The organism is Streptomyces sp. ASQP_92 (genome assembly GCF_025399895.1).
Taxonomy (GTDB): Bacteria; Actinomycetota; Actinomycetes; order Streptomycetales; family Streptomycetaceae; genus Streptomyces.
Genome location: NZ_JAODUA010000004.1, coordinates 386,174 through 412,216, shown reverse-complemented (window position 1 = coordinate 412,216; position 26,043 = coordinate 386,174). Strand labels below are relative to the sequence as shown.

27 protein-coding genes are annotated in these 26,043 nt (G+C 70.2%); 16 read left to right on the top strand and 11 right to left on the bottom strand.

Annotated features, from left to right (window positions below):
* Positions 1–5 precede the first annotated feature (5 nt).
* From N4G70_RS13880 to N4G70_RS13860, 5 genes are all read right to left on the bottom strand, one after another.
* Complete coding sequence (locus N4G70_RS13880; RefSeq protein ID WP_261712905.1) at positions 6–845, bottom strand: hypothetical protein; 840 nt, start codon at positions 843–845, stop codon at positions 6–8.
* Positions 846–1,132: 287 nt separating this feature from the next.
* On the bottom strand, positions 1,133–1,291 hold the full coding sequence (locus N4G70_RS13875; RefSeq protein WP_261712904.1) for a hypothetical protein: 159 nt from the start codon (positions 1,289–1,291) through the stop codon (positions 1,133–1,135).
* A 28-nt stretch (positions 1,292–1,319) separates the two neighbouring features.
* Positions 1,320–1,502 (bottom strand): hypothetical protein, encoded by a 183-nt coding sequence (locus N4G70_RS13870; protein ID WP_261712903.1) that lies wholly within the window; start codon positions 1,500–1,502, stop codon positions 1,320–1,322.
* Positions 1,503–1,572: 70 nt separating this feature from the next.
* A complete protein-coding gene (locus tag N4G70_RS13865) occupies positions 1,573–2,775 on the bottom strand; it encodes a helix-turn-helix transcriptional regulator (protein ID WP_261712902.1) in 1,203 nt (400 codons plus the stop codon).
* 106 nt (positions 2,776–2,881) lie between these two features.
* Positions 2,882–3,037 carry a hypothetical protein gene (locus tag N4G70_RS13860; RefSeq protein ID WP_261712901.1) on the bottom strand — a complete coding sequence of 52 codons (156 nt, stop codon included), beginning with the start codon at positions 3,035–3,037 and terminating at the stop codon, positions 2,882–2,884.
* Positions 3,038–3,357: 320 nt separating this feature from the next.
* Between N4G70_RS13860 and N4G70_RS13855 the strand changes: the two genes are divergently transcribed.
* Together N4G70_RS13855 and N4G70_RS13850 are read left to right on the top strand one after the other, a co-directional pair.
* Entirely contained in the window at positions 3,358–4,587 is a 1,230-nt protein-coding gene (locus N4G70_RS13855) for an acetyl-CoA carboxylase biotin carboxylase subunit family protein (RefSeq protein ID WP_261712900.1), read from the top strand.
* A complete protein-coding gene (locus N4G70_RS13850) occupies positions 4,584–5,807 on the top strand; it encodes an MFS transporter (protein WP_261712899.1) in 1,224 nt (407 codons plus the stop codon). Before N4G70_RS13855 ends, N4G70_RS13850 begins: the two co-directional genes overlap by 4 nt.
* Positions 5,808–5,877: 70 nt before the next feature.
* On the opposite strand, the gene N4G70_RS13845 is transcribed toward N4G70_RS13850, so the two are convergent.
* Positions 5,878–6,411 carry a helix-turn-helix domain-containing protein gene (locus N4G70_RS13845; RefSeq protein WP_261712898.1) on the bottom strand — a complete coding sequence of 178 codons (534 nt, stop codon included), beginning with the start codon at positions 6,409–6,411 and terminating at the stop codon, positions 5,878–5,880.
* A gap of 125 nt (positions 6,412–6,536) precedes the next feature.
* On the opposite strand from N4G70_RS13845, the gene N4G70_RS13840 reads away from it, so the two are divergent.
* Both N4G70_RS13840 and N4G70_RS13835 read left to right on the top strand, forming a co-directional pair.
* Positions 6,537–7,028, top strand: coding sequence for a YbaK/EbsC family protein (locus N4G70_RS13840; protein WP_261712897.1), 492 nt, complete (start codon positions 6,537–6,539; stop codon positions 7,026–7,028).
* A 121-nt stretch (positions 7,029–7,149) separates the two neighbouring features.
* Complete coding sequence (locus tag N4G70_RS13835; protein ID WP_315904251.1) at positions 7,150–8,439, top strand: benzoate/H(+) symporter BenE family transporter; 1,290 nt, start codon at positions 7,150–7,152, stop codon at positions 8,437–8,439.
* 699 nt (positions 8,440–9,138) lie between these two features.
* Here N4G70_RS13835 and N4G70_RS13830 read toward each other — a convergent pair.
* Complete coding sequence (locus N4G70_RS13830; protein ID WP_261712895.1) at positions 9,139–9,288, bottom strand: hypothetical protein; 150 nt, start codon at positions 9,286–9,288, stop codon at positions 9,139–9,141.
* 456 nt (positions 9,289–9,744) lie between these two features.
* Between N4G70_RS13830 and N4G70_RS13825 the strand changes: the two genes are divergently transcribed.
* The 10 genes from N4G70_RS13825 (at position 9,745) to N4G70_RS13780 (ending at position 19,259) form a co-directional block, all read left to right on the top strand.
* Positions 9,745–10,701, top strand: a complete 957-nt coding sequence (locus tag N4G70_RS13825) for a chlorinating enzyme (RefSeq protein ID WP_261712894.1) — start codon at positions 9,745–9,747, stop codon at positions 10,699–10,701.
* A gap of 29 nt (positions 10,702–10,730) precedes the next feature.
* Positions 10,731–10,982, top strand: coding sequence for a phosphopantetheine-binding protein (locus N4G70_RS13820; RefSeq protein ID WP_261712893.1), 252 nt, complete (start codon positions 10,731–10,733; stop codon positions 10,980–10,982).
* Between the two features lie 11 nt (positions 10,983–10,993).
* Positions 10,994–11,758 carry a thioesterase II family protein gene (locus N4G70_RS13815; RefSeq protein ID WP_261712892.1) on the top strand — a complete coding sequence of 255 codons (765 nt, stop codon included), beginning with the start codon at positions 10,994–10,996 and terminating at the stop codon, positions 11,756–11,758.
* On the top strand, positions 11,755–13,362 hold the full coding sequence (locus N4G70_RS13810; protein WP_261712891.1) for an amino acid adenylation domain-containing protein: 1,608 nt from the start codon (positions 11,755–11,757) through the stop codon (positions 13,360–13,362). Before N4G70_RS13815 ends, N4G70_RS13810 begins: the two co-directional genes overlap by 4 nt.
* Positions 13,359–14,543: an acyl-CoA dehydrogenase family protein gene (locus N4G70_RS13805; RefSeq protein WP_261712890.1), complete on the top strand. Its 1,185-nt coding sequence runs from the start codon at positions 13,359–13,361 to the stop codon at positions 14,541–14,543. The genes N4G70_RS13810 and N4G70_RS13805 overlap by 4 nt, the downstream gene beginning before the upstream one ends.
* Position 14,544: 1 nt before the next feature.
* A complete protein-coding gene (locus N4G70_RS13800) occupies positions 14,545–16,014 on the top strand; it encodes a cation:proton antiporter (RefSeq protein ID WP_261712889.1) in 1,470 nt (489 codons plus the stop codon).
* 195 nt (positions 16,015–16,209) lie between these two features.
* On the top strand, positions 16,210–17,136 hold the full coding sequence (locus tag N4G70_RS13795) for an NADP-dependent oxidoreductase (RefSeq protein WP_261712888.1): 927 nt from the start codon (positions 16,210–16,212) through the stop codon (positions 17,134–17,136).
* A gap of 219 nt (positions 17,137–17,355) precedes the next feature.
* Positions 17,356–17,754 (top strand): hypothetical protein, encoded by a 399-nt coding sequence (locus tag N4G70_RS13790; RefSeq protein ID WP_261712887.1) that lies wholly within the window; start codon positions 17,356–17,358, stop codon positions 17,752–17,754.
* 194 nt (positions 17,755–17,948) lie between these two features.
* Positions 17,949–18,770 (top strand): YihY/virulence factor BrkB family protein, encoded by an 822-nt coding sequence (locus tag N4G70_RS13785; protein ID WP_261712886.1) that lies wholly within the window; start codon positions 17,949–17,951, stop codon positions 18,768–18,770.
* A gap of 63 nt (positions 18,771–18,833) precedes the next feature.
* A complete protein-coding gene (locus tag N4G70_RS13780; protein ID WP_261712885.1) occupies positions 18,834–19,259 on the top strand; it encodes a DUF3592 domain-containing protein in 426 nt (141 codons plus the stop codon).
* Between the two features lie 78 nt (positions 19,260–19,337).
* Here N4G70_RS13780 and N4G70_RS13775 read toward each other — a convergent pair whose 3' ends face one another.
* A complete protein-coding gene (locus N4G70_RS13775) occupies positions 19,338–20,240 on the bottom strand; it encodes a hypothetical protein (protein WP_261712884.1) in 903 nt (300 codons plus the stop codon).
* A gap of 15 nt (positions 20,241–20,255) precedes the next feature.
* Positions 20,256–21,356 carry a C40 family peptidase gene (locus N4G70_RS13770; RefSeq protein WP_261712883.1) on the bottom strand — a complete coding sequence of 367 codons (1,101 nt, stop codon included), beginning with the start codon at positions 21,354–21,356 and terminating at the stop codon, positions 20,256–20,258.
* Between the two features lie 383 nt (positions 21,357–21,739).
* Here N4G70_RS13770 and N4G70_RS13765 point away from each other — a divergent pair, with 383 nt between their 5' ends.
* The gene (locus N4G70_RS13765; RefSeq protein WP_261712882.1) at positions 21,740–22,135 is read left to right on the top strand and encodes a PPOX class F420-dependent oxidoreductase; all 396 of its coding nucleotides are present in this window, start codon (positions 21,740–21,742) and stop codon (positions 22,133–22,135) included.
* Between the two features lie 49 nt (positions 22,136–22,184).
* Here the strand turns inward: N4G70_RS13765 and N4G70_RS13760 are convergent, their stop codons facing one another.
* Positions 22,185–22,874 (bottom strand): NADPH-dependent F420 reductase, encoded by a 690-nt coding sequence (locus N4G70_RS13760; RefSeq protein WP_261712881.1) that lies wholly within the window; start codon positions 22,872–22,874, stop codon positions 22,185–22,187.
* 82 nt (positions 22,875–22,956) lie between these two features.
* Between N4G70_RS13760 and N4G70_RS13755 the strand changes: the two genes are divergently transcribed.
* Positions 22,957–23,325, top strand: coding sequence for a helix-turn-helix domain-containing protein (locus tag N4G70_RS13755; RefSeq protein ID WP_261712880.1), 369 nt, complete (start codon positions 22,957–22,959; stop codon positions 23,323–23,325).
* A gap of 202 nt (positions 23,326–23,527) precedes the next feature.
* Here N4G70_RS13755 and N4G70_RS13750 read toward each other — a convergent pair whose 3' ends face one another.
* Positions 23,528–26,005 carry a glycoside hydrolase family 9 protein gene (locus tag N4G70_RS13750; RefSeq protein ID WP_261712879.1) on the bottom strand — a complete coding sequence of 826 codons (2,478 nt, stop codon included), beginning with the start codon at positions 26,003–26,005 and terminating at the stop codon, positions 23,528–23,530.
* Positions 26,006–26,043 lie beyond the last annotated feature (38 nt).

The window sequence follows — 26,043 nt, the reverse complement described above, 5'->3', positions numbered from 1 at the left end:
TTCGATCAGTCGGTGTAGACGGCGTTGGTGGTCTCGTACGACTTCTCGTCGAGCCAGTCCTTCAGGCTGGCGAAGGTGAGGTTGATGATGATGCGCTCGACGCCTTCGGTCTGGATCGGGACCGTGCGGTGCAGGCTGGTGTCGGTCTTGAAGATGTAGGACTCGCCCGCGCCGTGGTAGTAGGTGCGGACCGTGCCCTCGGCGAGCTTCTCGTGGACGGCGGGGTTGCTCTTGTCCCACAGCGTGTGCGGGCAGGACTGGAGCATGCCGCCGTGCTCGATGGCCGGGGCCTCGGCGATGAAGATGAACGCGAACTCGTGGTCGCCCCAGTGCCATCCGTGGGTGTCGCCCGCGCGGTTCTGGTGGGTGCCGGTGATCTTCTCGTCCTCGAACGTGGCGTCCAGGATCGGCGTACCGACCACGGACGAGAGCAGGGCGCGGAACTCGGTGGAGTGGTACAGCGCGGTGAACAGCTCGCTGTGCTCCTGGAAGAGCTGGTTCGGCAGGCTGCCGAGGCGGCGCGGGGTGTTGCCGGTGACCGGCACCGTGATGTCGATGCGGCGGGTGTTGAGGTCCGCGAGCTTGCGGGCCTCGGCCCGCAGCAGGGCGACGAGACTGGCCGGAAGCAGTGCGGAGGTGCGGGCGTAGTGCTCGGCGGAGTACTGCCGCTTGGCCGCGTCCAGTGCCTGGCCGATCGACGGCGTGTTGGCGGCGAGCGTGTGGTTGATCTCGGCGACCTTCACGCTGTCGACGTACGCGGCGGGGGTGTTGCCCTGGGCGACGAGGTTCTGGGCGGCCAGACGAGTCGCGGCGATGGTGTCGACGGCGTGGTCCATGACAGTCATGAGACGGATTTCTCCTTCTGAGAAAAGGGAACACACCACGGGACAGGGCGCGAAAAGGCGCACGAAAGGGCTGTCCCGGGGGAGTGAATGCGACAGATTTCCGCGATGCGGCGTCATGTCGAAATGAGAGGAGAAGCGATCCGAATGCTTGGCATTCCGCTTCCCGATCGGGAGTTGATCTCCCTGATGAGCTCTACGAAATCATAAAGGTGCAGCCGGGTCAACAAATTGTTGAGGTCTTTTTCCGTGGGCTGCGGAAAGGGTCCGGTGATGCACCGGACGAACGGTCAGACGCCGTGCGCCGCGGGGGGTGCGGGGATGTCCCAGGTGCTGTGGCCCTGGTCGTCCCTAGGAGAGTGGAAGTCCTGGGCCGGCGGGTTCTCCAGCTCGTATGTCTCCAGCGGAGACGGCGCTCGGCCCAGGTCGTGGCGTTGCTGTGAGGGCATGCGTGACCTCCTCGATCGATGGGTCGGTTCATCCGATCCGGGGCAGGACGGAAACCCAGCGGGCCATCACCTGCTGCGGGTTTTCCCGCGCCAGATCGGAAAGGAACGCGGAGACTTTCTCCTTTTCCTTCACCACGGACATCGGACGGCATCCGCGAGTGATGAGCACGGAGCCATCGATGCGTTTTTGATAGCCGAAAGGATGCGGCACCGGGGTCGCTCCTCATTCTTGTCATTCTTGTGCTGACCGCGGTGTGGCGCGGACGGCGAGTGAAGTTGGGTCAGGGGCGGATTTCCGCGAGGGCGCGCCAGATCTCCGCGGCCAGGTCGAGAATGCCGCGCTCCTGGGCCTCGGTGGCGAGCTCGGCGAGCCGGGCCTGGTCCCAGGTGCCGGACTGCTTGCTGCGGATCTGCTCGTTGAGCATCTCCAGGCGCACCCGGTCGCGGAAGGTCAGGTGGTCCCGGCCCTCCCAGGCCGCCTCGCACAGGGCCGCCGCATCGTCGAAGTGGCCCTTTCCGTAAGCGAGTTGGGCCCGCAGGAAGGCGTATTCCTGTTCGTGCAGCGGGCTGCCCACCAGGTCGAGCGCCGGGCGCACCTGGGTGAGGTAGCGCTCGGCGCGCAAGAGATCCGGCGGGCCGCCGCGCAGGGCGAGCGCGGCGGCGGCGAGCCGCAACCGCATCCACAACAGCAGGTCTTCCCGGCTGTCCAGGGCGTCGATGGCCTCACCCATGAGCGTCGACGAACGATCCGTCATGCCCTTGCGGCTCGCCAGCGTGGCCGCGGTCCACAGGGCTTCGGCGGCCAGTGGGCCGCGGCGGCCCCGGAGCTCGGCGCAGATCTCCTCGCTGAGGCGGGCCGCCTCGGCCAGGTCGCCGAGTTCGGCGGTGGCCGAGGCGAGCAGCAGTTTGCAGCGGGTGACATCGGGACTGGTCAGTGCCGCGCGATGGCCCAGCTCCAGCCCCTCTCGGGCCGTGGCCCGGGCCTCGACCAGCTCACCCCGACCGCGCAGGCTGCGCGCGAGCCGGAGCCGGGAATGCACCTGGAGTGCCGCATGGCCCAGTTCGTCACTGACGGCGACGAGGGCCTCCACATGGGACTGCTCGGCCTCCCGGTCCCCCTCGGCCGCTCCGAGAGTGGCGAGGCGGGCGTGAGCCTGCCAGCGCAACCCGGGGTCGACGTTGAGAGCCGCGTCCAGCGCGGCCGCCAGCTGTTGGCGCAGGTCGTGATCGGCTCCGGTGGACACCTGGGCCGTCGCCAGGACATCCACCAAGCTGGCCGGCTTGTTCACGCCGAACGCCTCGATGGGCACCTGCAACCGCTCGGCCAGGTACGCCACGGCCCGTTTGGTGGGCGGACGGTGCCCCGATTCCAGACGGGACAAGTACGCGGCGGACATGCCCGGACCTGCCAGTTCGGTCTGAGCCTTTCCCTGCTGCTGTCGCAGCTGCCGCAACCGGCGGCCGAACAACGGCTGTTCGAGCATGTCCCCTGCCCTAGGTACGCGTGTCATTCCCTGTCTGGGTAGCTTGTCAAGTCAATACCAATTTCGTCAAAGGCTACCCAGCAGGTGGACGCGGATTCGTACCTTCCTACGGCCACTCGATGTTGAGCGGCGTGGGGGATACGACCTCCGGGGCGGCGGCGGTCGCGGTCGCCTGCGGTGCCGGGACGGTGACGGCGAGGAGGCCGAGCGCCGCGCAGGTGGTGCCGCCGATGAGCAGGGCAAATCTGGTCCAGATCTTCATGTGCTTGTTCCTTGTGTGCTGCGCGGGGCCGGCGATCCGGTGCCGCGGGGTGCGATGACTCCACGCTGCGGCGGGTCGCCGGGGGAGTGCGGGAGTGACGCTAAGCCAGCCCGGACGCCGTTGGCAAGGACGTTGACAAGGTTTGTCAGAGGGCCTAGTTTTTCAACAACTTGTTGAGGGATTGCGGTTGTGCACCCCCCGGCCGGTGCCTGTCCCGACCGCCTCGTGGCTCGTCCATCGAGGCCTTGCGGCACGGCGCGGCCCGCCCCCGCCGTGCCGGAACACCCCTCACCACCCACACCCCTACTGGAGGTCGAGCCATGCCCCGGCGCGCACCCAACGACGTACTGATGGTCGGCTGGCACTTCAAGGCCGTGGACGCGCTGCGCCAGGCCGGGCGCCGCGTCATCAGCGCCGTCTCCTCCGCCGAGCTCTACCGCGTCCCCGCCCACGTCCCGCGGGCCGACCTCATCGTCGTCCCGGACAGCAACAGCGCCGAAGACGTGCTGGCCGGCCTCGCCCGGGAGGGTCTCGCCCCCGCGGACTTCGCCGCGATCCACACCATGCGCGAGTTCGCCCTCGTCACCGCAGCCCTGCTCGCCGCCCACGGCGACACCCGGGGGCTGCCCGTCGACACCGCCGTGGCTCTGCGCGACAAGTACGTACAGAAGAGACTCGTCCGGGACGCCGGGCTGCCCACCGCGGCCTGCCACGTGGTGGACCGCCTCGACGACCTCCTCGGGGACACGCCCCCGCTTCCGTTCGTCGTCAAACCCCTCGCGGGCGCGGGCACCTACAACACCCATGCGGTACGGACCCGCGCCCAGCTGGAGGCGCTCACCGCGGAGGGCGAGGGGCTCCAAGGCCCTTGGCTCGTCGAGGAGTTCATCGACGGACGCGAACTGCACATCGACGGCATCGTCCGCGAGGGAGACCTCACCTTCCTCGCCGTCTCCCGCTACCTCAACAACGTCATCGACATCAAGACCGGTGGACTCGTCGGCTCGGTCACCCTCCACCCCCGCACCGAGGCCGCCTGCTACCAGCAAGCCCGATCCCTCACCCGGGACGCGCTCGCGGCCCTGCGGCTGCGCGACGGCGTCTTCCACCTCGAAGCCTTCCAGCGCGACGGGGAACTCGTCTTCAGCGAATGCGCCGGGCGCATCGGCGGCGGCGTCGTCCAGGACACCCTGATCCACGCCTTCGGCACCGACCTGCTCGCCGAGTGGGCCCGTACCATCACCGGTCAGCCGTCCTCGCCGACGCCCGAGCCGCACTCCCGCAACCACGGCTGGGTCCACCTCCAGGCGGAAGCCGGCCGGCCCGTACGCCTCCCCTCGCTGGACGCGCTGGAGAGCCGGCCCGGATGTGTCGCCGCCGGACTCGACCTCAAGGGTTCCCGCGTCATACCCGACCCCGCCGTCAGCTCCAATCAGCGAGTGGCCTGGGCGGTACTGGCCGGCGACAGCGAACAGCACGTCGCCCGGAACGCACAGAGCCTGGCGGCCTGGTTCCACGACACCGCCCTCGCCACCACGGCCGACGCATGAGCACCGCCACCGCCCCCACACCCGGCACCCGGGACGGCACCGGGTTTCTCCCTCCGCCGGGACCCGGCCGGACGCTCTACTGGGCGATCCTGATCAACACCGTGGGCACCGGGATGTACATCACCAGCAGCGCGATCTTTTTTGTACGGTACATCGGTCTGCCGGCCACCCAGGTCGGCCTCGGCCTGTCCCTCGGCGGGCTCACCGGTCTGCTCGTCGGCCCCTTCGTCGGAAGGCTCTGCGACCGCCTCGGGCCCCGCGACATCTACGCCACCGCCCTGCTCGTGGAGGCCGCCGGGATGTGCGCGCTCACCAGGGTCCGCACGATGGGGCAGTTCCTCGCTCTCATCCTCGTCGCCGGGCTCGCCGCCACCTCCACCAGCGTCGCCCGCGGTCCCCTCATCCAGGCCCTCGCGACCGGCCGTGCCGCCGTCCTGCGCGCACACCTGCGTTCCGCCGCCAACATCGGCATCACCCTCGGCGGAGCCGTCGGCGGGCTGGCCATCGCGGCCGACCACCGACCTCTCTATCCCCTGCTGGTCCTGGGCAACGCGCTTTCGTTCCTCTGCTGCGGACTCATGGCCCTCCGCCTCCCCCGCACCGTCCCGACAGGTGCCGGGGCGCACCACAAGCGGCGAGCCGTAAAGGACCTTCCCTACCTGGGAGTTACCGCCGTCAGCACGATCATGATGCTGCAGTACCCCGTTCTCTCCCTCGTGCTCCCTCTCTGGATCTACAGCCGGACCGCCCTGCCCCACTGGCTCGTCGCGGCGCTGATCCCCGTCAACACGCTGCTCGTGGTGCTCCTTCAGGTACGTGTCGCGAAGAAGGTCGACACCCCGGGCAGGGCCGCACGCCTCATGCCCCGTGCCGGCCTCGCCTTTCTCGTCGCCTTCGCCGTCATCGCCGCACTCGGAGCGCTGCCGGTCGCACTGTCCGCGGCCCTGCTCGTCGGGGCGGTGATCAGCTACACCTTCGGTGAAATCCTTCAGGGAACAGCGAGTTACGAGCTCGCCCTGACCCTGGCCCCCGAAGACGCGCGGGGCGAGTACTTCGGGACGTACACCACCGGCACGGAGCTCGGTCGCGTCGTTTCCTCCGCGATCGTCACCTGGCTCTGCCTCACGTGGGGTTGGCCCGGCTGGCTCCTCCTTGGCACCCTCATGCTCGCCGCCGGAGCCATTACCCCGGCCCTGACCCGCAGGGCCCTGCGGAGCTGACGCGCGCCGATCGAGGCCCGGCGGGCGACGCGGCACGGATGTCCGAAGGGGGCGTGACACGAGGCTGGGGCTACGAGACCCCCGGGCCCGCCACGGGATAGCGCACGAACAGGACCGCCTCGACATCCTCCGAGGGCGCTCCGTACACATGGGGGACGTCGGCGACCCAGTGTGCCTGCTCGCCCGGGCGGACCAGTCGGGGAGAGCCGGCCGGACCCACCCGGGCCGTTCCCGTCAGGACGACGACACGTTCCTCGGTGCCCGGGGCATGCGCGGCCGACTCCTGGAACGCGCCGGCCCGGATCCGGATGCGGAACACCTCGGTGACCGCCTCGGCGTTCTCGAACTTCTCGGTGAGGAACGCGTCCACGGCCTCGCCCGACACTGTGACCGGCTCGTCGACGCTCAGGACGCTGCTGAGGGGAACGTCCAGAGCACGGGTGAGCGCGTACAGAGTCTCCAGAGTCGGGTTGCGCCGGCCGGTCTCCAGCTCCGACAGCGTGCCCTTGCCGATCGCGGAGCGCCGCGCCAACTCCGACAGAGACAGCCCCCGGCCGGTTCGGAGCTCCTTCAAACGGCTCCCCACCTGGTCCGCCAGTCCCACGACTCTTCTCCGTTCATCTGTCGTACGCCTCATCCGTCGGGCGTTGACTGCGGCGACGCCCTCGGCCTAACGTTTCGCGAGCATGGCGTTCTGTATATGGAACGCAGGATACGTCTAGGAGCAGTATGTCTTCCCCCCAGCATGATGCCCTGCCCGCTCGCAGCCGACAGGTGGCCGACCGTCTCGCCGAGGCAGGCGTACCGGGACAGGTGCGCGAACTCGCCGAGTCGACCCGCACCGCCGCCGAGGCCGCCGCCGCGCTCGGCTGCGACGTCGGCGCGATCGCCAACAGCCTGGTGTTCCTCTCCGATGGTGAGCCCGTCCTGGTGCTGACCAGCGGCCGTCACAAGGTCGACACGGACGCGCTCGCGGCGCGCTGGGGACGCGGCCGACTCCGGCGTGCCTCGGCGGAACAGGTACGCGAGGCCACCGGGCAGGCCATCGGGGGAGTCGCCCCGGTCGGCCACCCCGGGCCGCTGCCCACGGTGGTCGACGAGGCGCTCACCGACTACCCCCAGATCTGGGCGGCCGCCGGCACGCCACGGACCGTCTTTCCGACGACCGCGTCGGAGCTCCTGCGGCTGACCAACGGAACCCTCCTCGCGGTCACTTCGTGAAAACGCGCGCAACGCCCCGGCAGTCGAGCACCCGGGCGCCCGGCATCACACCGCGACGAGCTCGGATCGTGGATCCCGCCCGTCCCGAGGAACAGTGCCCACCAGAACGGGAGCAGTGAGCGTGACCGATCGAAAGGTACGCCGAGTCGCTCCGGCGTCCGCCGTCACGGCGGGTCTGATCGCGGTACTGGTCGGAGTCACCAGTTCCGCCGCGATCGTCTTCACCGCCGCCCAGGCCGCCGGTGCCGGGCCCGGGGAACTCACCTCCTGGATGCTGGCGCTCGGCGTCGGCATGGGCACCACCTGCATCGGGCTGTCCCTGCGCTACCGAGCGCCGGTGGTGACGGCCTGGTCCACCCCCGGCGCCGCGCTCCTGGTGTCCGGGCTCGGCGGGGTGACGATGGCCCAGGCGATCGGTGCCTTCCTCGTCTCGGCCGCGCTGATCGTGCTGAGCGGTCTGACGGGGTGGTTCGAGCGGGTCATGAGCCGGATACCGGTCCCCCTCGCGGCCGGACTGCTGGCCGGGGTGCTCGTGCAGTTCGGCACCGGCCTGTTCGCCCGGATGCACGGCCATTTCGCGCTCGTCTTCTCGATGTTCGCGGTCTACCTCGTGGGGCGGCGCCTCGCGCCCCGCTTCGCCATCATCGGAGCGCTCGTGGTGGGTGTGGCGGTCGCCGCCGCGCAGGGCTCGCTGAAGCCGGCCGGTGTGCGCTTCGAGATGGCCCAACCGGTCTTCACCGCACCGGAGTTCTCCTGGCAGGTGATCATCAGTGTCGCGCTGCCGCTCTTCGTCGTGACGATGGCTTCGCAGAACCTGCCGGGCGTCGCGGTGCTGCGCGGCGCCGGGTACGAACGCGTGCCCATCTCGCCGTTGATCGGCTGGACCGGTGCGGTCAACCTGCTGCTCGCGCCGTTCGGTTGCTTCGGCCTGAACCTCGCGGCCATCACGGCGGCCATCTGTACCGGGCGCGAGGCGCACGAGGATCCCGACCGGCGCTATCTCGCCGGGGTGTGGGCCGGGGTGTTCTACCTCTTCGTCGGAGTCTTCGGCGGCGCCGTCGGTGCGCTGCTCACCGCGCTGCCCGGCGCCCTCGTCCTGGGCATCGCCGGACTCGGACTGCTCGGCACCATCGGCAACTCGCTGGCCTCGGCGCTGGCCGACGACGACTCGCGGGAGGCCGCCGTCATCACCTTCCTCGCGACCGCCTCCGGCGTCACCCTGCTCGGCATCGGATCGGCGTTCTGGGGTCTGCTGGCAGGGGCGCTGACCCTCCTGGTGATGCGCGTCCGTCTCCCGCGCCGCTCCCCGCCGCCCGCGAAGCCCCCCACCGTTCCCGCCGCCCGAACTCCCCTCGACACGGCCGACACGACCCGCTCAACCCCCCTTGCCCGCACGGCGGATGAGGCCTGAGGCCGTACGCCGCCATGCCTTCGGAGGGGGAGCGGGCACCGTCCTGGCGTGGCGAGGCTGCCACGCCGCGTTTCCCGGCGCGTTCAACTGCCTTATGGGGGCCGGTGGTTCGGCGCCCCAGTGGGCGCCTGCCTGCAGTGCCCCGCAAGTGATCATGGTCACTCCGGCAGTGGCTTCCGGTGGCACGGCTGCCGTGCGTTGGGGCAGCGCCTCGGGAGGCGTCCACTCCTTGGACATTCCCGAGGGTTTCCAATACACCTCTGACCTGCACAGATGGCGATTCCTACGCCCGGGTTGAAATCAGAACTTGATCTCTACGGCGGGGGATGCGAATGTGATTGAGCGGCCTGGATCGAAGCCACCAAACTTGTTCCGGGTCGCGGATTACTGAGGCTTACCCGGCCTATGGACGAAGGTGCGGAACCCCGCGCTGATGTTGAGCACGGCTTGTTCACCGGGGGATGCTGATGCAGGACACAGACGTATTAACACCAACCGCCACCCACCTCCCTCTCACGGATGTCCGAACGGCATGCTTCGGGCACCGTCGAAGCGCCGCCGCGCAGCCTGTTTCGCAAGGGCTCGCGAGCGTTTTCAGCGCGATCCCGGGCGCTTACTCCGGGACGACGATCAGACTCTCGTGCGCCGATCGTCGGGCAGGTCCGCCCGGCCCGGGAGTATGCCTGCCGACTGGCTGCGTTAGACCGCCGTCGCCCGCACGATGTTCAGCCGATGACCGAATGGTGTCCGGCTGACGGCCGCCTCCAGGACGGCATCCGACGGCGAGACAGCGGCCTCACCCTCGTGCGGGCCGTACCGCTCCCTTGTCTCTCCCTCGTCGGCAGCCATCTCACCAGCACATATCCGCTTCTGCGGGCGGCAGTCCGCCGTTCCCGCAGCTACGTGCCGCCGCGATGCGCCGGACCAGGTCCCGGCGTGGTGGCCGCCATGACCGCTGCCGCTGCTCCTTGCTGCCCATGCCCCAGATCGAGGCTGCCCAGATCGAGGCTGCCCCGGTCGAGCGAGCCCGGAGCCGCGGTGCTTCGCGCCGTTTCTCCGTGCCGTTCCGCATGCCCGGAGAAGCGCGTTAATCGCGCCAGAATTCTTATTGACCTCGGCGAAATCGGCATGATGGACTCGCTTTCACCGAGTGAGCGATTTCGGCGAATGATTTCTGCGGGCCTTTTTCGGCCTCCCGCAACAGGTGGCGTGCATCGACGATTTGTTTTCCCGCGCCTCCGGCCTGAGTCCCCATGCGTGTTCCCGCTTGCTTGCGCATGGCCTGCCACACAAGAAAGTGGAGATATGAACCAGATAACCGATACCAAGAAGTTCTCCCTCAGTGCCGAGGAGCTGGAGAAGTTCCAGCGCGACGGATACATCGGCCCGTTCGACCTGTATGAGAAGGACGAGATGGAGGCCAACCTGCAGGCCCTCCGTCCGAAGCTCCTGAATACCAAGAAGGCCATTTACGGCGGCGGTCGCGCGGTGTCCGGCAACACCAACCTCGCGAACTACGACCGGCACCTGGACATCGACTTCCTCGCGGACCACGTCACCCGGCCCGAGATCGTCGACCGGGTCTCCAGCATCCTGGGCCCCGACACCCTGTGCTGGCGCTCGGAGTTCTTCCCCAAGTACCCGGGCGACGAGGGCACCGACTGGCACCAGGCAGACAACTTCTCCAACGTCGCCGGATCCAAGCACCCCCAGATCGTGTGGCCCGAGGACGCCGACTTCGGCGGCACCATCACCGTCTGGACCGCGTTCACGGACGCCAGCGTCGAGAACGGTTGCCTCCAGTTCATCCCCGGCTCCCACAAGACGATGAACTACGACGAGTCCAAGACGATGGACTACAACCCGGACGCCATCAACGCCACCGAGAAGAACGGCATCCGCCGCGGCTTCTTCGGTCACGACTACCGCCAGCTCCAGAAGGACCCCAACTGGAGCCCGGACGAGTCCAAGGCCGTTTCCCAGGTCATGCGCCAGGGCCAGTTCATCGTCTTCTGGTCGACGCTGATGCACGCGTCCCACCCGCACAGCGGACTCACCGACCAGATGCGCCTGGGCTTCGCGGGCCGCTACCTGCCGACGTCGGTGAAGGTCTACCCGTACTCCACCGAGCTGGAGGAGTTCGGCGGCCAGGCCAGCCTCGACAAGTTCGGCAACGTCCTCACCTCGGGCACCGACACCTACGGCCACAACCGCTTCGTCGACAGCACGGTCAACGGTCACCCGTTCCGGACCAACCAGTAAACGAAAGGATCACTACGGTGTCGAACAGCGTGCAGACCCAGACTTCCACGCAGGAAGAGCTGGAGCAGTGGGTCCTCACCACATGCCGGGACCTCGGTCTTGAGGTGGAGACCGCTGACGACGACTTCTTCGAGGCGGGCGGCACCTCGCTCACCGCCATCCGGCTGATCGCCCAGGCCGAGGAGGCCTACGGCGAGGACGCCCTGACCCCGGACGACCTGTTCGCCCGGAGCGCCGTGCGGGACATCGCCGCCTCCATGCTCCAGAACGACCGGGACTGAGGAGGACGGCCGTGCGGTCCGACAGCGATCGATGGGCGCCGGTACTGCGGCGCGCGGCGGGCCCCCGCCGCATCCGGCTGATCTGCTTTCCCTACGCGGGAGGCGGCCCCGACATCTTCCGGAGCTGGGCAGACGGCCTGGACGCCGGGGTCGAACTGGTCGCTGTCAGGCTGCCCGGCCGGGGCCCCCGGCTGCGCGAGGCGATGTACGAGAACTGGGACTCCCTGCTCGCGGAGACCTTCGACGCCCTCTCCGCGGCCGGGCTCCTCGACACACCCCACGCCTTCTACGGACACAGCTTCGGCGGCCGACTTGCTTATGAAATGGCCCACTTGACCGCCTCGGCGCATCCCGGAGCAACGCGGCACCTGTTCGTGTCCGGCAGCCGCAGCCCCAACGCGCCGCAAGCCCGCCCGTATCTGCACGAACTTCCGGGCGAGCGCTACCTGGACGCGGTGCGCGCCATGGGCGGCACGCCCGCCGAGATCCTGGACAGCCCGATGATGATGCGGCTGTTCCTGCCGACGATGCGCGCCGACATGCGGCTCGCCGAACTGTGGGACGACCGCCACGGCGCACCGGGCGTGGACGTTCCCCTGACCGCCCTCTACGGCCGCGACGACCCGGTCGACGGGTACGCGGCCATGCGCGACTGGAAGCTCTACAGCAGTCGCGCATGCGAGGTGGTGGAGCTTCCCGGAGGCCACTTCTTCCTGGACACCCACCGGGACCGACTGCTGGAAACGATCAACGCGCGCCTGGAGGGGTCCCGATGACCGCACCGCACCGTCCGACGCCGACACCCACGGCACTGGCAGCCCACCGGGCGCTGAACCAGGGCACCACCACCGCGTATCCCGAACGCGGGGTCAAGGAACTGTTCGAGGAACAGGCGGGCCGCCGCCCCGAGGCCGTCGCACTCGTCCACGCCGGTGGCCGCCTCGACTACCGCACCCTGGACGGACTCGCCAACGACCTTGCCACGCGCATGCGCGAGGAGGGAGTCCGCCCGGGCGACACCGTCACCGTGCTCATCGCCCGCTCGGCGGAACTCATCATCGCCCTGCTCGCCACGGTCAAGTGCGGAGCCGCCTACCTCCCCGCCGACACGTCCTGGCCCGACGGACGACTGCACACCCTGCTGGAGCGCACCGACGGTCGCCATGTCCTGACCCGGGCCTCCGAAGCCGGCAAGGTCGCCGCACGGCTGCCGGGACGACACGTGATCCCGGTCGACCTGAATTCACTGACGATCCGTCAAGAAGCGGTGCCACACCGGGGATCACCGGACGACATCGCCTACATCAACTTCACCTCCGGTTCGACGGGCGCCCCCAAGGGCGTACCCATCAGGCACCGGAGCATCGTCCGGCTCGTCCACGGCGCCCGCTACGCGACACTCGACCAGGACACCGTCCTGCTCCAGTTGGCACCGGCCTCGTTCGACGCGGCCACCTTCGAGATCTGGGGCGCCCTGCTGAACGGCGGCACCTGTGTGCTGTACCCGGACCACTTCGTCCGCCTCAGCCGGCTGGGCAAGGTGCTGTCCGAGCACCGGGTGAACGTCCTCTTCCTCACCACCGCCCTGTTCAACACGGTCGTGGACGAAGCCCCGGACATCCTGGCGGACGTGACCACCGTTCTGACCGGCGGCGAGGCGCACTCCCTGACCCACATGGCCGCCGCCCTGCGACGGTACGGGCCCGACCGGATCGTCAGCGTCTACGGACCCACCGAGTGCACCACCTTCGCCACCTACCACCCGGTCCGCACGCTCCCGCTGGACGAGACCAGCCTCCCCATCGGCCGGCCCATCCAGAACACCCGCGCCTACGTGGTCCACGACGGGCGGCTGTGCGAGCCCGGGGAGACCGGCGAGATCCTGCTCGCCGGGCCCGGCCTCACCCCCGGCTACCTCGGGGCACCCGAGACCGGCGCCCGCCACTTCACCGAACTCGACCTCGACGGCGAACCGCGGCGCCTCTACCGCACCGGCGACCGCGCGTGCCTGTCCGAGCGGGGCCATCTGGTGTTCCAGGGCCGCCTCGACGACCAGGTGAAGGTCCACGGCTACCGCATCGAACTCGGCGAGATCTCCTACCACTTGGACGCCTACCACGCCGTGCGCCAGAGCTTCGTGACCACCCGGCCGAACGCACAGGGCGGACAGGAACTCATCGCCTTCGTCGTGCCGGACACGGCCGAGCGCGAACCCGGTGAGTTCCGCGCGCACTTGAGAGCCGTCCTGCCGCCCTACATGGTCCCGGCCGACCTCCGGCTGTGCACGCAACTCCCGCTGACCACGACGGGCAAGGTCGACCGGCGCGCCCTGCTCGCCACCCTGGACAGCCGTCCCGTCGCCGCAGGAGTGGCGTCATGACCACCTCCCTCCCGGACCGGGACCTGGCACGCGAGTTCCCCTTCCTCACAGCCGAACACGACGCCTTCCGCCTCCAGGTGCGCGAGCGGCTCGCCGCGTGCGTGCTGCCCGACGCCGACGCGTGGGAGGAGCGGCGCCGCGTGGGAGCCGAGGGGTGGAAGGCGCTCGGTACGGCAGGCCTGCTGGAGATCGGGCACACGGGCGAGGAGTTCCTGCGCAGCGCCGTCCTCCTGGAGGAGCTGGGAGCGAGCGGCTACGCGGGCATCCGGGCCGCCGTTGGAGTCCATGCGTACATGGCCCTCTCGTACATCCTCATGTTCGGCTCGGCCGAGCAACAAGCGGCCCATCTGCCGCCCGCCTACCGGGGCGAGCGGGTGACCGCGCTGGCCATCAGCGAACCTGACGCGGGCTCCGACCTCCGTGACCTGCGCACCTATGCCGCGCCGAAGGGCGCCGGTGGGGACGAGGGCTTCGTACTCGACGGCCACAAGAGCTATGTCGCCAACGGCACCGGCGCCGGACTGCTCGTCGTGCTCGCCCGCACCCGCCTGCCGGCCCCCGGCTCCGGTCCCGAACGGGGGCTGACCGGAGCGAGCATGCTGCTCGTCGACGCCGAAAGCCCCGGCATCACACGGCGTCCCCAGCCGATGCTCGGCTGGCGCTCCGCCGACCTGGCCACCATCACCTTCCAGGGCGTCGAACTGCCGGCGCACTCCCTCCTCGGCCGTCGCGACCGGGCCCTCACCCAACTGATGCGCGCCCTCGACTTCGAACGTCTGGTGGCGGGCCTGCTGGCGGTCGGCGGCGCACGCCACACCCTGCGCCTCGTCGACGCCCATGTCCGCTCCCGCCGGATCAAGGGCGTCCCCCTGGGGACACATCAGTCCGTACGGCACCGACTGGCCGAGCTGTACGGCGAGTTCGACATGGTGCGCCGCTACGCCTACCACGCCGCGTGGCTGCACACCCAGGGACGGCTCGACACGCGCACCGCGTCGGTGCTGAAGCTCCGCGCCACCGAACTGGCCCTGTCCGCGGCCCAGGTCTGCTCCCAACTCCACGGCGCCCAGGGCTACTTGGAGGACTCGGCGGTGGCGCGGGTGCACCGCGACGCTACAGCGGGAACGATCGCGGCCGGAGCCAGCGAGCTGATGCGCGACATGATCTACGAGGCGCACTGAGATGGCCCACGAACCCGCCGCCGTCACGGCGCCGTCCGCCTCCCCGGGAGGCGAGGGGGCCTCCGTGCCGGCGCCCAAGTCCCGCCGGGGGACGGCGATCACGGTGACCGCCGTCCTGCCGCTCCTCGTCATCGTCGGCAGTGCCCTTGCCATGCCCGGTACGGACGCGGTCGCCGCTGCCGCCTCGGGACCGAAGCTCGGCGCGGCCGGGCACTTCCTGCTCGCCGTCGCCGTCGTGCTGACCGCCGCCCACCTCGGCGGGGCGCTCGCCCGCCGGCTCGGCCAGCCCCCGGTGGTGGGGGAGATCTGCGCGGGCCTCGCCCTGGGGCCGTCCCTCCTGGGCAACCTGGCGCCCGGAGCGATGGGCTGGCTCTTCCCGCGCGGCACGCTCGGACCCATCGACGGACTGGCCCAACTCGGCCTGGTCGTCTTCATGTTCGGCGTGGGCCAGGAGCTCGCCGGAATGCGGCTGCGCGGTGCGGCTACCCGGGCCCTCCTGGTCAGCCAGTCCTCCGTGCTCGTCCCGTTCGCCCTCGGCGCGCTCGTCGCCGTGCCCCTGGCGGCGCGTTACGCGGGGCCCCGCGGACATGGTGTGGCCTTCGTCCTGTTCGTCGGCTGCGCGCTGAGCATCACCGCGTTCCCCGTCCTCGCCCGGCTCCTGTCCGACCTCGGCATCTCCCGTACCGAACCGGGACGCCTGAGTCTGTTCGCGGCGGCGGTCGGTGACGGGGCGGGGTGGCTGGTCCTCGCGGGGATCCTGGCCGCCGCCCACGGATCCGACCCCACCATGCTGCTGGTCAACGCGGCCGCCACGATCGCGGTGGTGGCCTTGTTCCTCGGGCCGGTCAAGCGGCTGCTGGCCCGGTGGGCCTCGCGGCAGGGGGACGGGCCGGCCTCGGGAATCGTCCTCGTCGTCGGGGTCGCGTCAGCCGCGACGCTCACGGCAGCGCTCGGTGTGCACCAGCTCATCGGGGCTCTCCTGGTCGGGCTCGCCTGGCCCAACTCTCGCACCGGACCCGTCGTGGAGGGTCTGACCAGCACCGCGAAGATCGTCCTGCTGCCGTTCTTCTTCTTCGGCTTCGGCCTGACCGCCGACCTCAGCGCGCTGGACTGGGACGGCCCGACCGTCCTCGTCTTCCTGGGCCTGCTGGCCCTGGCCACCGTCGGCAAGGTCGCCGGACCCGGCCTGTGCGCCTGGCTCACCGGCATGCAACGGCGCCCGGCACTGGTCCTCGGCGTCCTGCTCAACGCCCGCGGCCTGACCGAACTCATCGTCATCCAGATCGGTTACGACGCCGGAATCATCGACGCCCGGATGCTCGCCATCCTCACCCTCGTCGCCCTCGGCACCACCATGATGACCAGCCCGCTCCTGCGCCTCCTCAAAGCGGCGGGAACCACAGAGCGGGCCGCCACCTCACCGGTCGCCACGACCGGAGCGCGACCCAAGGAGCTCGCGTACCGCGACTGAAGGCCCCGGTGACTGACGGCCCAGGTGCGGCCGTGCACGTCGCGCTCGCCCGGCACGGCACCCTGGCCCGCCATCCCGGCCTGGGACGACCGCTTTTCATGCCGCCCGACGGAATGAGAAACCGGTCGTCCAGGTTCCAGGAACAGCCTGCCGGGACCTGCCCGGTGAGGGTGCCTTCAGAGAGAAGTCGTAAAGATGCGTGCTGTCATCGTGTCCGAATATGGTGGTTCCGACGTGCTCCGCGTCGCCGAAGTGCCGGCCCCCGAGCCAGGTGACGGCCAGGTCCGCATCCGGGTCGCGGCAGCCACGTTGAACCCCGCAGACGCCTTGATCCGGTCCGGCGCCCTGGCCTCGCGCGTCCCCGAACGGGACTACTACATACCGGGCCTTGATGTCGCGGGCACCATCGACGCCCTGGGCGGGGGTGTGCGTGGTTTCGCCATGGGTGAGGCCGTGATCGGCCTGTCCGACTGGCCGGACACCCAGGCGGGCACCCATGCCGAGTACGTCGTCCTGCCCGCCACGGCGGTCGCCGCCGCGCCCCGGCACGCACGTCCGACCGAGGCGGCGACCCTCCCGCTGAACGGGCTCACCGCCTGGCAGGCCCTTGACCTGCTCGGCGCGGCCGAGGGCGCGACGGTGGCGATCACCGGTGCGGCGGGTGCCGTGGGCGGCTACCTGGTCGAACTGGCGGCCGCGCGCGGTCTGCGGGCCGTCGCCGTCGCCGGGCCGCAGGACGAGGAGTTGGTGCGCAAGTTCGGCGCCGACGTCTTCGTCCCGCGCTCCGACGACCCCACCGTCGCGATCCGCGCAGCCGTTCCCGGCGGAGTCGACGGTCTGATCGATGCAGCCGCCTTGGGAGCGTCAGTGCTCGGTGCCGTGCGGGACGGCGGCGCGTTCGTGAGCCTTCGGGGCGCGGGGCCGGACGAGGAGCGCGGGATCCGGATTTCGCGGGTCCAGGTACGCAGCGACGGGGCGCGGCTCGCCGAGTTGGCCGCGCTCGCGGACGCCGGCGGTCTCACCCTGCGGGTGGACCGGACGATGCCCTTCGCGGAAGCCGCCGCCGCCCACGACGCCCTGGCCTCGCGGGGCCTGCGCGGGCGCATCGTACTCGTGCCGTGACGAGTTGATCCCGGCCGCGAACTGGCCCAGGTCGGCCCGGGTCCGCAGAACCACGGCTCGGGTGCGGCCCGCCCTGTAGTCGTGACCGTCCTGCATCAGTGGGGTCACCGGGGCCGATGTGTGCTCCCCGCCCATGCCTATGCGGGTCATCCGTAGAACAGCCCGGTTTTCAGCCGCGCTTGACCGTTTCGATTCGAAAGCAGCGGCTAAACGGACCTCATGTCGGAAACAGCGAAGAAGAACGAGGCGACGAAGAGCACTGCGGCCAAGACCACGGCGAGCTCTGCGAGCAGCGGAGTTCGGTCTGCCACGACCAAGGCGGCGTCGGCTGCGAGCGACACCAAGTCGGCGGCGTCCGAAGCCAAGGACACGACGGGCAGCAAGGTGCTGGCGTTGCGCTCCAAGGCCAAGTCCGGCGGCGAGATGCTGGCCACGGTGCCCGGAAAGTCGGTCCACATCGCATCGACCGCATGGACGGTGGTGCGCAACCGCAAGCAGATCGCGGCAGGCGTGGGAGGAGGCGTACTGGCGGCCCTGGCGGGTGCCTATAGTCTCGGCCGAGTGTCCGTACGACGCGGACAGGGACCCCTCACCCGTGTCACGGGCGGTCGCTTCTGACGCGAGTTGGATGAGGGTGGGGGATGTGAGGGGCACAGGTGCCCCTCACATCCCCCACCGCCGTGTGTGTGGCCGTCGGCGTGACGCGCGCCACTGCGGGTACGCACACTTCGCCCGCCACCACACGAAGAGAGAGTTCCGTGCCCGACCCCTCCCCGCGCCCCAGCGGAAGACGCGCCCGCGCCACTGCCCTCGTGAAGCGGCTTCGCGGTGAGTTGCGTGCGACCGGGGTGGCGGTGTGGGACGACAACGTGTCCGACCATGCGGCAGCGTTGACCTACTACGCCGTCCTGGCCCTGGTACCCGCGATGCTGGTCACCGTCTCGGTCATCGGACTGGCCGCCCCGCAGGCCACGGACCGTCTGATCGACGACCTCACGTCGTACGCCCCGGCACAGTCCGCGAGCGCCCTGCGCGACGCGCTGCGGGAGATGACGACCGCGCAATCCGGGGTGTGGGTGCTGGTGGTGACGGGGACGGGCAGCGCCCTGTGGTCGGCGACGAGCTACCTCGCGGTCTTTCGCCGGGCGCTGCATTCCATGCATCGCCTCCCGGACAGCAGGCCGGCCCTGCGTACCGCACACACCATCGTGGCCACCGCACTCCTCCTGCTGGCCCTCCTGCTCACGGGCTCGGCCGCGATCGTGCTCTCGGGCCCGCTCGACCGTCGCGCGGCGGCGCTGCTCGGCCTCGACAGCCTGGGGACGTGGTCCATGCTGCGCTGGCCGATCATCCTGGGCGTCGTCACGGTCCTGCTCCTCGTGCTCTTCCGCACCGGCCCGCCCGAGGCGCGCGGCGTGCGCCGAGGTCTGCCTGGCGGTGTGGTCGCGGTTCTCCTCTGGTGCGCGGCATCCGCCGGATTCACCCTCTACGCCGACCACTTCGCCTCGTACACCCGCCTCTACGGTTCGCTGGCCGGTGTGGTGGTGTTCCTCGTCTGGCTGTGGTTCACGAACCTGTCGCTGCTCGCGGGGGCCCAGTTCAACGCCGTACGCTGCCGCGACCGGGCGTGCTGAGGTGAGGGACGGGCCCACACACATGCCGGCAACCGTGGCGGCCCCCCTCGCGTCGGACAGGGCATGGAACGCGAATGGCTCTTCTTGCTCATACCCCTGGTGATCGGCGTGAGTTTTCTTGGTGTCGGCGTGTACGGACTCCGCCGCGCCGACTCGCTCCGCCGTACCGGCATCACCGCGGTGGGGCACATCGTGCGCCACGACACCAGGCACGGTGACGAGGGCGCCAGGTACCACCACCCGGTCGTGGCGTGGACGACCCGGGAAGGCCGCGCGTGCACGTACCCCGCCATGTTCGGCCGCGGCAAGGTCACCCGGGGCTTCGGCGTCGGTGCCCGCGTCATGGTCCTGTACGACGAGCGGAACCCCGCCCGATTCGAGCTGTCCGGCTGGGACTCGAAGGCGTTCTTCGTGGTGTTCACCGGGGTGGGGGCGGCGCTCACCGTGGGCGCGTCGTCGGCCTTCCTCATCCTGCTGATGACGCATTGATCGCCGCAGCCGGTCGCGGAGGCCGAGGACATGGACGGCTGCGGCGCGATGGCCGTCTCCGTCATCGGCGGGGGCGCCTCAGCCGGTGGCCCGGCCCGTCCATCTGGTGAAGCGCCGCAGACCCCGTCGGCTGCGCTTGAGCGGCGTGTCCTCCGGGGCGGCCGGCCCCTGGGCCGCGGTGAGGGCCGCAGCCGGACGCTCCGCCGGGGCTTCCACGTAGTGGGCGCCCCGTTCGAGCCTGTTTCGGACCGCCAGCGCCATGGTCTGGTGGGCTTGGTGCTGTACCAGACCCGCAGCGGACAACCGGTCCCACATGTACAGGAGTTCCTGCCCTCGGGTCGCCACTTGGCTCGCGTCCTCGAGTCGTTGCCAGGCCGCGGTGGCGCGGGCCACCTCGGGTGCGGCCCGGTTGAGGTCGGTGCGGCACCGGATGCGCGCGACGGTGAGGGCGAGCACGGTGGAGACCGCGTAGTCGCCGCGCAGGAACGCCATGTAGGCCTCGATCGCCCGCGCCTCCAGCGAGAGATCGTCCTCCACGCCCCGGCGTAGCGTCAGGTGCTCGCGCAGAGCGCTGGCCAGGACGAACGCCTCGTGCAGCTCCTCCCGCTGCGCGTGCTGGATGATCCTCTCGACACGGGCGAGCGGGGGGAACGCCTGCTCCTCCGCTTCGGTTCGCTCACGACCGGGAGGCAGGTCCTCCTCGTCGGCGATCGTGTAGCTGGAGCCGTCCGGGTGCACCCGAAGCCGCGCCACCTGCTGCGCGGTGCGGTCGACGACAGTCGCCGCCACTGGAGCCCCCAGGGTGCGGGCGAACATCGCCACGGCGTCGAGGATCGCCTCATTGGGCGGCCTGGTGCCGCCCATGGTCAGCAGATGACCGTTGACCACGGTCGATCCGTCCTCGGCGACATACGCGTCCAGACGGATCAACGGCTGCGCGCTGAGCGCGGGCAGATTCCCGTCGTCACGGGATACCGGCAAGTGGGACATATCCGCTCAGCCTCCGGGTCGGACCACGCCGAGGATCGGCATGGATGCGGCGGGCGCGGTCGTGATCGTCCGCCCGGGCCGCGGAGCGTGGACGATCTGTCCGCCTCCGATGTACATGCCCACGTGCGTGGCATCGCTGAAGTAGATGATCAAATCACCTGGTTGGGCGGAGGCGAGACCGACGTGGCGCAGTCCCTGCCACTGGGCCTGTGAGGTACGGGGTATGGGGTGTCCGGCATGGGCCCAGGCCACGGAGGTGAGCCCCGAGCAGTCGTACGACGAGGGACCCACGTCACCCCACCCGTACGGTTTGCCGATCTGCGCCATGGCGAAGGAGACGGCCTGCCCGGCCCTGCCGCTCACGGCCGGAGCGCCGCCCGAGGGCCCGTTGCCCGAACCGCCCTTGTCGGCCGGCCCGCCGTCCGAACCGGAGCCGGGCCACTTGGACTTGGCCTCGTCCGCCTTCCGCTTCTCCAACTGGGCCAGCCCGGCGACCTGTTCGGCCTTCAGGCCCGCCTCGATCCGCTCCGCGTCGGCGATCTTCTTCTGGATCTTTTCCTTCGCGCCGGCCTTGTCGGCGAGGCTCTTCTTGAGGTCACGCAGGTTCTTCGTCGCGGCCTCGGTCTGCCGGTCGAGTTCCGCGCGGGCGGTCTTCTGGCTCTGGTATATGGCCTCGATGGTGGCGCGGGTCCGGTCGGCCTGCGCGGCGTCGGCGAGCGCGTTTTCGGGATGGTCGCTGAGTATCAACTGGAAGCCGGCGGAGCCGAAGTAGTCCCCGCGGTACTGCGCTCGGGCCGCCGCCCCGGCGAGGCCGTGCAGGGCGTCCGCCCGGCCCTGGGTGCGGGCGAGGTCACTCTGGAGGGACGTCACTCGCTTGGACTGCTCGGTCGCCTTCTCGTTGGCGGCGTCGTACGCCTCGGTTGCCACCTCCGCCTCACGGTAGAGGCCATCGAGCTGACTGTGGATCTGTTCCAGGGGCCCGCCGGCGACCGGTTCGGGGTCGTGCGGGGCCGCGTAACTCGGGCCCGGTATGAGGGTGACCGCGCCCACGAGGGCTGCCAGAGCGCCCCGGCTGAGCAGTTGTCTACCGCTGGGCGACACGTTCATCAGCGCCACTTTCAGGAGGCCGGGTACGAGAGTTGGGGTCACGACCTACCGTCAGGGTGGTCAAGTTGGGTCATACGGAGATCCGTTCGGCCCATGGACACACTATCCGCACATGAACGGTAGATCCTCGTGACCCCATGTCTGTCAACGTGTACGCGTCCGATTCTTCGGCCACAGTTGGCCGATTCCCGTCGTGACGCGTGGCTCGTCGTGGCTCCTGGCGGCGCGATGCTCCTACGTATCTCGTCGAAGGCTACGAGCCTCCGCAGGGCGGACGACGGCGCGCGCCAGGGCGATCGGATCCGGCGTGAAGCAGTTCGTCATCGCGCAGGCCGAGCGCGAAAGGCGGAAGAACTGGCGCCGATGCGTCGTTGTCTCGGGACATGACAGCATTCGAAGGCTTCGACTCCGCCACCACCGGCCTGCTCGACGACAAGAACTTCGCCACCCTCGCCACGGTCAACCCGGATGGTGGGCCGCAGACTTCGGTGGTCTGGTACGTACGCGAGGGCGACACGGTACTCGTCTCCGTGACCGCCAACCGGAAGAAGGCCCGGAACATCGAGCGCGACCCACGTGTGAGCCTCGCGGTCTTCGATCTGAGCAACCCCTACCGGTCGGCCGAGATCCGAGGTACCGCGGAGCTGTTGCCCGACCCGGACAAGGTGCTGCCGAAGCGGCTCTCGCAGCGCTACCTGGGCGAGGACCCGCCGCCCGAGAACGCGAGCCGGCTGATCGTTCGCATCACCCCGGAACGCGTGAACGGCTTCACGGTCTAGCTCTGGGCGGGCGCAGCACGCAGGTCGTCGCGGGTGGAGCGTCAGGTTTTCACCGCGTAGAAGGTGTGGCCCGGAACTCCTGATCGACCTCATGTCCCGGTCCGGTGGCGTAGGACAGTGGGGGTGCGATCGCTTGGGCATCGGCTCCCTCACCCACCCAGAGCCCGATGAAGAGCGCGGCGGTCGCCTCCAGGAGCCCCGCTCGTTCGAGGCCGCCGCCGGCCACGGGTTCGCAGCCGGCGTCGCGCACCAGCTCGTGCACCAGCGCGAGGGCGGCTCCGTCGTCCCCGCAGACCGGAACGGCCAGCGGACGCCCGTCGAAGACGGGTGGCGACATGCGCCACACGTCCTCGTGGCAGAGGTTGAACGCCTTGACCACATGGGCTTCCGGAGCCGCCGCGGCCAGTTGTCGCGCGGCCGAGACACCGCCCGGCGTCAGCAGCCGAAAACCCGGCCCGATCGGATTGGAGCAGTCGATCAGCCCTTTGCCGTGCAGGGCCGCCCGCAGTTCCCCCACGACACCCGAACCCGCACCGTAGGGAAGGGCCGCCAGTACCACCTGCCCGAACTCGGCCGCCGCCCGCAGACCGGCAGGCTTCGCGCCACCCCCAACGCGCGCCGCGAGCCGTTCCGCCTTCCGTATGTCCCGACCTCCGACAGCCACGTCGTGCCCGGCCCGCACCCAGTGGGTGGCGAGCGCATCCGCCATGTTGCCCGTGCCCAGTACGCCGATTCTCATCACGCATTCCCTCCCAGGACCTGCTCGGACCGCTTGCCCGTTCGCAACGACGCTAGAAGGTCCGTCAGGCACCATGTGGTACGTGACGACCGACGTCTTCCTCGCCGACTGCCGTGCCCGCCTCGCCTTCGACCTTCTCTCCAACACCTGGAACGCCGTGGTGCTTTGGGCCCTGCGCGACGGCCCCAGACGCCCGGGCGACCTCCGGGAGCAGATCGGAGGGATCAGCTCCAAGGTCCTCACCGAAACGCTGAGGCGCTTGCAGTCCAACGGTCTGGTCGCCCGCCGGGCACACCCGGGAGCGCCGCCGCGTGTCGAGTACCAACTCACTTCTCTGGGTGAGACGTTGCTGGCTCCCATCGAGGCGCTCGGGGCGTGGGGCTTCGAGCACGGGGACGAGGTCATGGCCGCGCAGGAGGCCGCATGTCGACAAGGCTTGAGCCGGCCTTGAATGCGTGTCGGTGGTGGATCACGCGCCCAGGTCCCGGTGCTCCTCGGCACCGGCCGGTCGCTCTTAGGTGCGCTGGGCCCGTCCCGCCGCTTCCGTGCGGGCCCGGGGGTCCGAGGTCGTGAGTGCCGCTCCGTTCATGGAAGCGGGCGGCACTCTCGACTCGGACACGTACACGTACACGGATGCGCAGAGCCAAGGCGGTTCAGGAGCAGGCAGCGCCGTTCAGGGTGAAGGCCGTCGGTGCCGCGTTCGTGCCCGAGTACCCGGCCTGGAACCCGAAGCTCGCGCTGCCGCCGGGCGCCAGGGTGCCGTTCCATCCGGCATCCTTGGCCGTCACCGCCGTGCCGGACTGGGTCACCGTGGCGTTCCAGGCGCCGCTGATCCGCTGGTTGCCCGCGAAGCTCCAGCCCAGGGTCCAGCCCGAGATCGCCGACGCCCCGGTGTTCTTCACGGTCACCGTCGCCGTGAACCCGTCGTTCCACGCGTTGTCGATCCGGTAGGTCACGGAGCAGCTCGTCCCCGATGTCGCGTCGTCGTCCGCCTCCGTCGCCGTGAACGTCGCCGCCCGCACCGCCGGGCCCCCGACCGTGAAGGTCGCACTGCCCGACACCGCGTCCGCGTCCTGGGCGGCGGACACCGAAATCGGTTGCGGCGTTGCCCAGTTGGCGGGAGTGAACGTCATGGCCGCTCCCGCCGCCACGGTCAGATCCGGGTCGCCGGAGCTTCGGGCGACCGTCACGGTGACGTTCTGGGTGGGCGCCGCCGAGAGCCGTACACCGACCGTCGCCGACCCGCCTTCCGGGACGCTGACCGTCGCCGGGGTCACCTGCACCGCAGGCACGGCCGGGGCGCTGCGCCGCTCCGCCGCGAACGCCGACAGCCATGCCAGGGAGGCGTTCCAGTTGATCGCCACTTCGTTGGTGGAGTACGAGCCGATGTCGTCCACGTAGCACGCCGCTGGGGCGCACCCCTGGAGCTTGGCCTTGGCCACGGGGTCGTCGAGGCCCGCGTTCGGGCCGCCCGCGACCGAACCGCTGGGCGGGTGCGGCAGGGAGGCATCGTTCTGGTGCGCCCAGAAGCGGTGGTGCTGGTTCTCGGAGAAGCGCTCGCCGTAGCCCGTCACGTAGGAAAGGTCGAGCGCGTTGCGCCCGAGCAGATAGTCCAGTGACTCCAACGCCCCTGCCCGGTACCGCTGTTGACCGGTCAGCTCGTACGCGACGGCCAGCATCATCGCGTTGTTGGTGACGGCGCTGTTGGAGCCCCACACGTAACCGGTGGCGGTCAGCGGCACCGGGTAGCCCTGTCCGGCCATGGTGGACAGCTGCGCGTCGGCGGCCGTGGTGAGTGCACCGCGCAGTCGAGCCAGGTCGTCGGCGGGCAGGGCCACGCCGGGGACGGTGGCGAGGGTGATCCGGCCGAGTGTCGCGGTGCCGCCCCACCAGAAGCCGTCGGCCGGCTCGGTGTGGTGCGGGGAGGAGGTGACGCCGTCCCGGTACTGCGACTCGCCGGTGGTAGCCAGGAGTTCGGCCGCCGCCCAGTAGAACTCGTCGGAGACGTCTGCGTCCTCGTACGCGCCACCGCCGGTGTTGTCGGTCGCCGGGGCGAGGACGTCGGGGTTGGCCTTGGCGGCCGCCCAGGCGCGGCGGGCCGCGTCCAGGCAGCGAGCGGCGAACGCGGCATCGTAGGGCGCGTACACCCGGGCACACTGCGCGGCCGTGGCCGCCAGGTTCAGCGTGGCGGCGGTCGACGGCTTGTGCAACTCCCTTTGCGCGTCGTCGAGTTCGGGCCTTGTCGGCAGTGCGGTCCACTGCGCGTCATGGACCTTGTGGAAGGCCATCCCGGCCATCGGCTTACCCGCGGGGACCTGCATCCGCAGCAGGAACTCCAGCTCCCAGCGGGCCTCGTCCAAGACGTCCGGGATTCCGTTGCCGCGCTCCGGAACGCGCAGGGTCCCGTCGCCGAGGGCAGCCTCACCGCCCGAACGCCGGGCACGTTCAAAGGAGTTGACCAGCTCCCAGGTGGCGATGCCGCCGTTCACGACGTACTTGCCCTGGTCACCAGCGTCGTACCAGCCGCCGCGCACATCCCGCTGGTAGTCGCACACCCCCGCCTGGCAGGGAACGCTGGTGTCGCCCCTGTTCGGGGCCACGCCCAGATGCCCGGCGGGGCGCGCGTAGGCGCTGCCCACGAGAGCGGCGTCGATCGCGATGCCGCTGCGCTGCTGGTAGAAGAACGACATGCTGTCGGCGCGCAGCCCGTCGTACAGCGACGCCGATATGTCGAACGGGTGGCTGGACCGGTCACCCACGACCAGGATGAAACCGGTGCCGCTACCGGTGTACGCGCCGAAGTCCACGAGGTGCGTGGACTGGCCGGAGGCCTGGTCCGCGCCGTGCACCGCGGTCGCACCCGAGGCGACGACGGCGCCGGAGGCGTCGCGCAGTTGCCAGGCCAGCGGCGCACTCGCGGAGCTCACCACGACGGCCCGCTTGGGCCCGTCGGGGAGATAGCCGAGCTGGTTGACCCGTACGGGAGAGTCGGCGGGCTGGGCGGCGGCGGCCGCGTCGGCCGAGTGCGCCGGAAGTGCGGCGGCGGTCAGGCCGCCGACTGCCAGGGCGAACCCGGCGAGCACCGCGGCCGCACGACGTGCCGCGCCGCGCGTGAAGGGGGTAGGAGGCACGGGGGAGCCTTCCTCGGGGAGTGTGGGGACGGGGGCAG

Bases quoted from the DNA above. Each gene is read 5' to 3' on its own strand.
- N4G70_RS13880 (WP_261712905.1), bottom strand. From the start codon at position 845: ATGACTGTCATGGACCACGCCGTCGACACCATCGCCGCGACTCGTCTG.
- N4G70_RS13875 (WP_261712904.1), bottom strand. From the start codon at position 1,291: ATGCCCTCACAGCAACGCCACGACCTGGGCCGAGCGCCGTCTCCGCTG.
- N4G70_RS13865 (WP_261712902.1), bottom strand. From the start codon at position 2,775: ATGCTCGAACAGCCGTTGTTCGGCCGCCGGTTGCGGCAGCTGCGACAG.
- N4G70_RS13860 (WP_261712901.1), bottom strand. From the start codon at position 3,037: ATGAAGATCTGGACCAGATTTGCCCTGCTCATCGGCGGCACCACCTGC.
- N4G70_RS13855 (WP_261712900.1), top strand. From the start codon at position 3,358: ATGCCCCGGCGCGCACCCAACGACGTACTGATGGTCGGCTGGCACTTC.
- N4G70_RS13850 (WP_261712899.1), top strand. From the start codon at position 4,584: ATGAGCACCGCCACCGCCCCCACACCCGGCACCCGGGACGGCACCGGG.
- N4G70_RS13840 (WP_261712897.1), top strand. From the start codon at position 6,537: ATGTCTTCCCCCCAGCATGATGCCCTGCCCGCTCGCAGCCGACAGGTG.
- N4G70_RS13830 (WP_261712895.1), bottom strand. From the start codon at position 9,288: ATGGCTGCCGACGAGGGAGAGACAAGGGAGCGGTACGGCCCGCACGAG.
- N4G70_RS13825 (WP_261712894.1), top strand. From the start codon at position 9,745: ATGAACCAGATAACCGATACCAAGAAGTTCTCCCTCAGTGCCGAGGAG.
- N4G70_RS13810 (WP_261712891.1), top strand. From the start codon at position 11,755: ATGACCGCACCGCACCGTCCGACGCCGACACCCACGGCACTGGCAGCC.
- N4G70_RS13805 (WP_261712890.1), top strand. From the start codon at position 13,359: ATGACCACCTCCCTCCCGGACCGGGACCTGGCACGCGAGTTCCCCTTC.
- N4G70_RS13800 (WP_261712889.1), top strand. From the start codon at position 14,545: ATGGCCCACGAACCCGCCGCCGTCACGGCGCCGTCCGCCTCCCCGGGA.
- N4G70_RS13795 (WP_261712888.1), top strand. From the start codon at position 16,210: ATGCGTGCTGTCATCGTGTCCGAATATGGTGGTTCCGACGTGCTCCGC.
- N4G70_RS13790 (WP_261712887.1), top strand. From the start codon at position 17,356: ATGTCGGAAACAGCGAAGAAGAACGAGGCGACGAAGAGCACTGCGGCC.
- N4G70_RS13780 (WP_261712885.1), top strand. From the start codon at position 18,834: ATGGAACGCGAATGGCTCTTCTTGCTCATACCCCTGGTGATCGGCGTG.
- N4G70_RS13770 (WP_261712883.1), bottom strand. From the start codon at position 21,356: ATGAACGTGTCGCCCAGCGGTAGACAACTGCTCAGCCGGGGCGCTCTG.
- N4G70_RS13765 (WP_261712882.1), top strand. From the start codon at position 21,740: ATGACAGCATTCGAAGGCTTCGACTCCGCCACCACCGGCCTGCTCGAC.
- N4G70_RS13760 (WP_261712881.1), bottom strand. From the start codon at position 22,874: ATGAGAATCGGCGTACTGGGCACGGGCAACATGGCGGATGCGCTCGCC.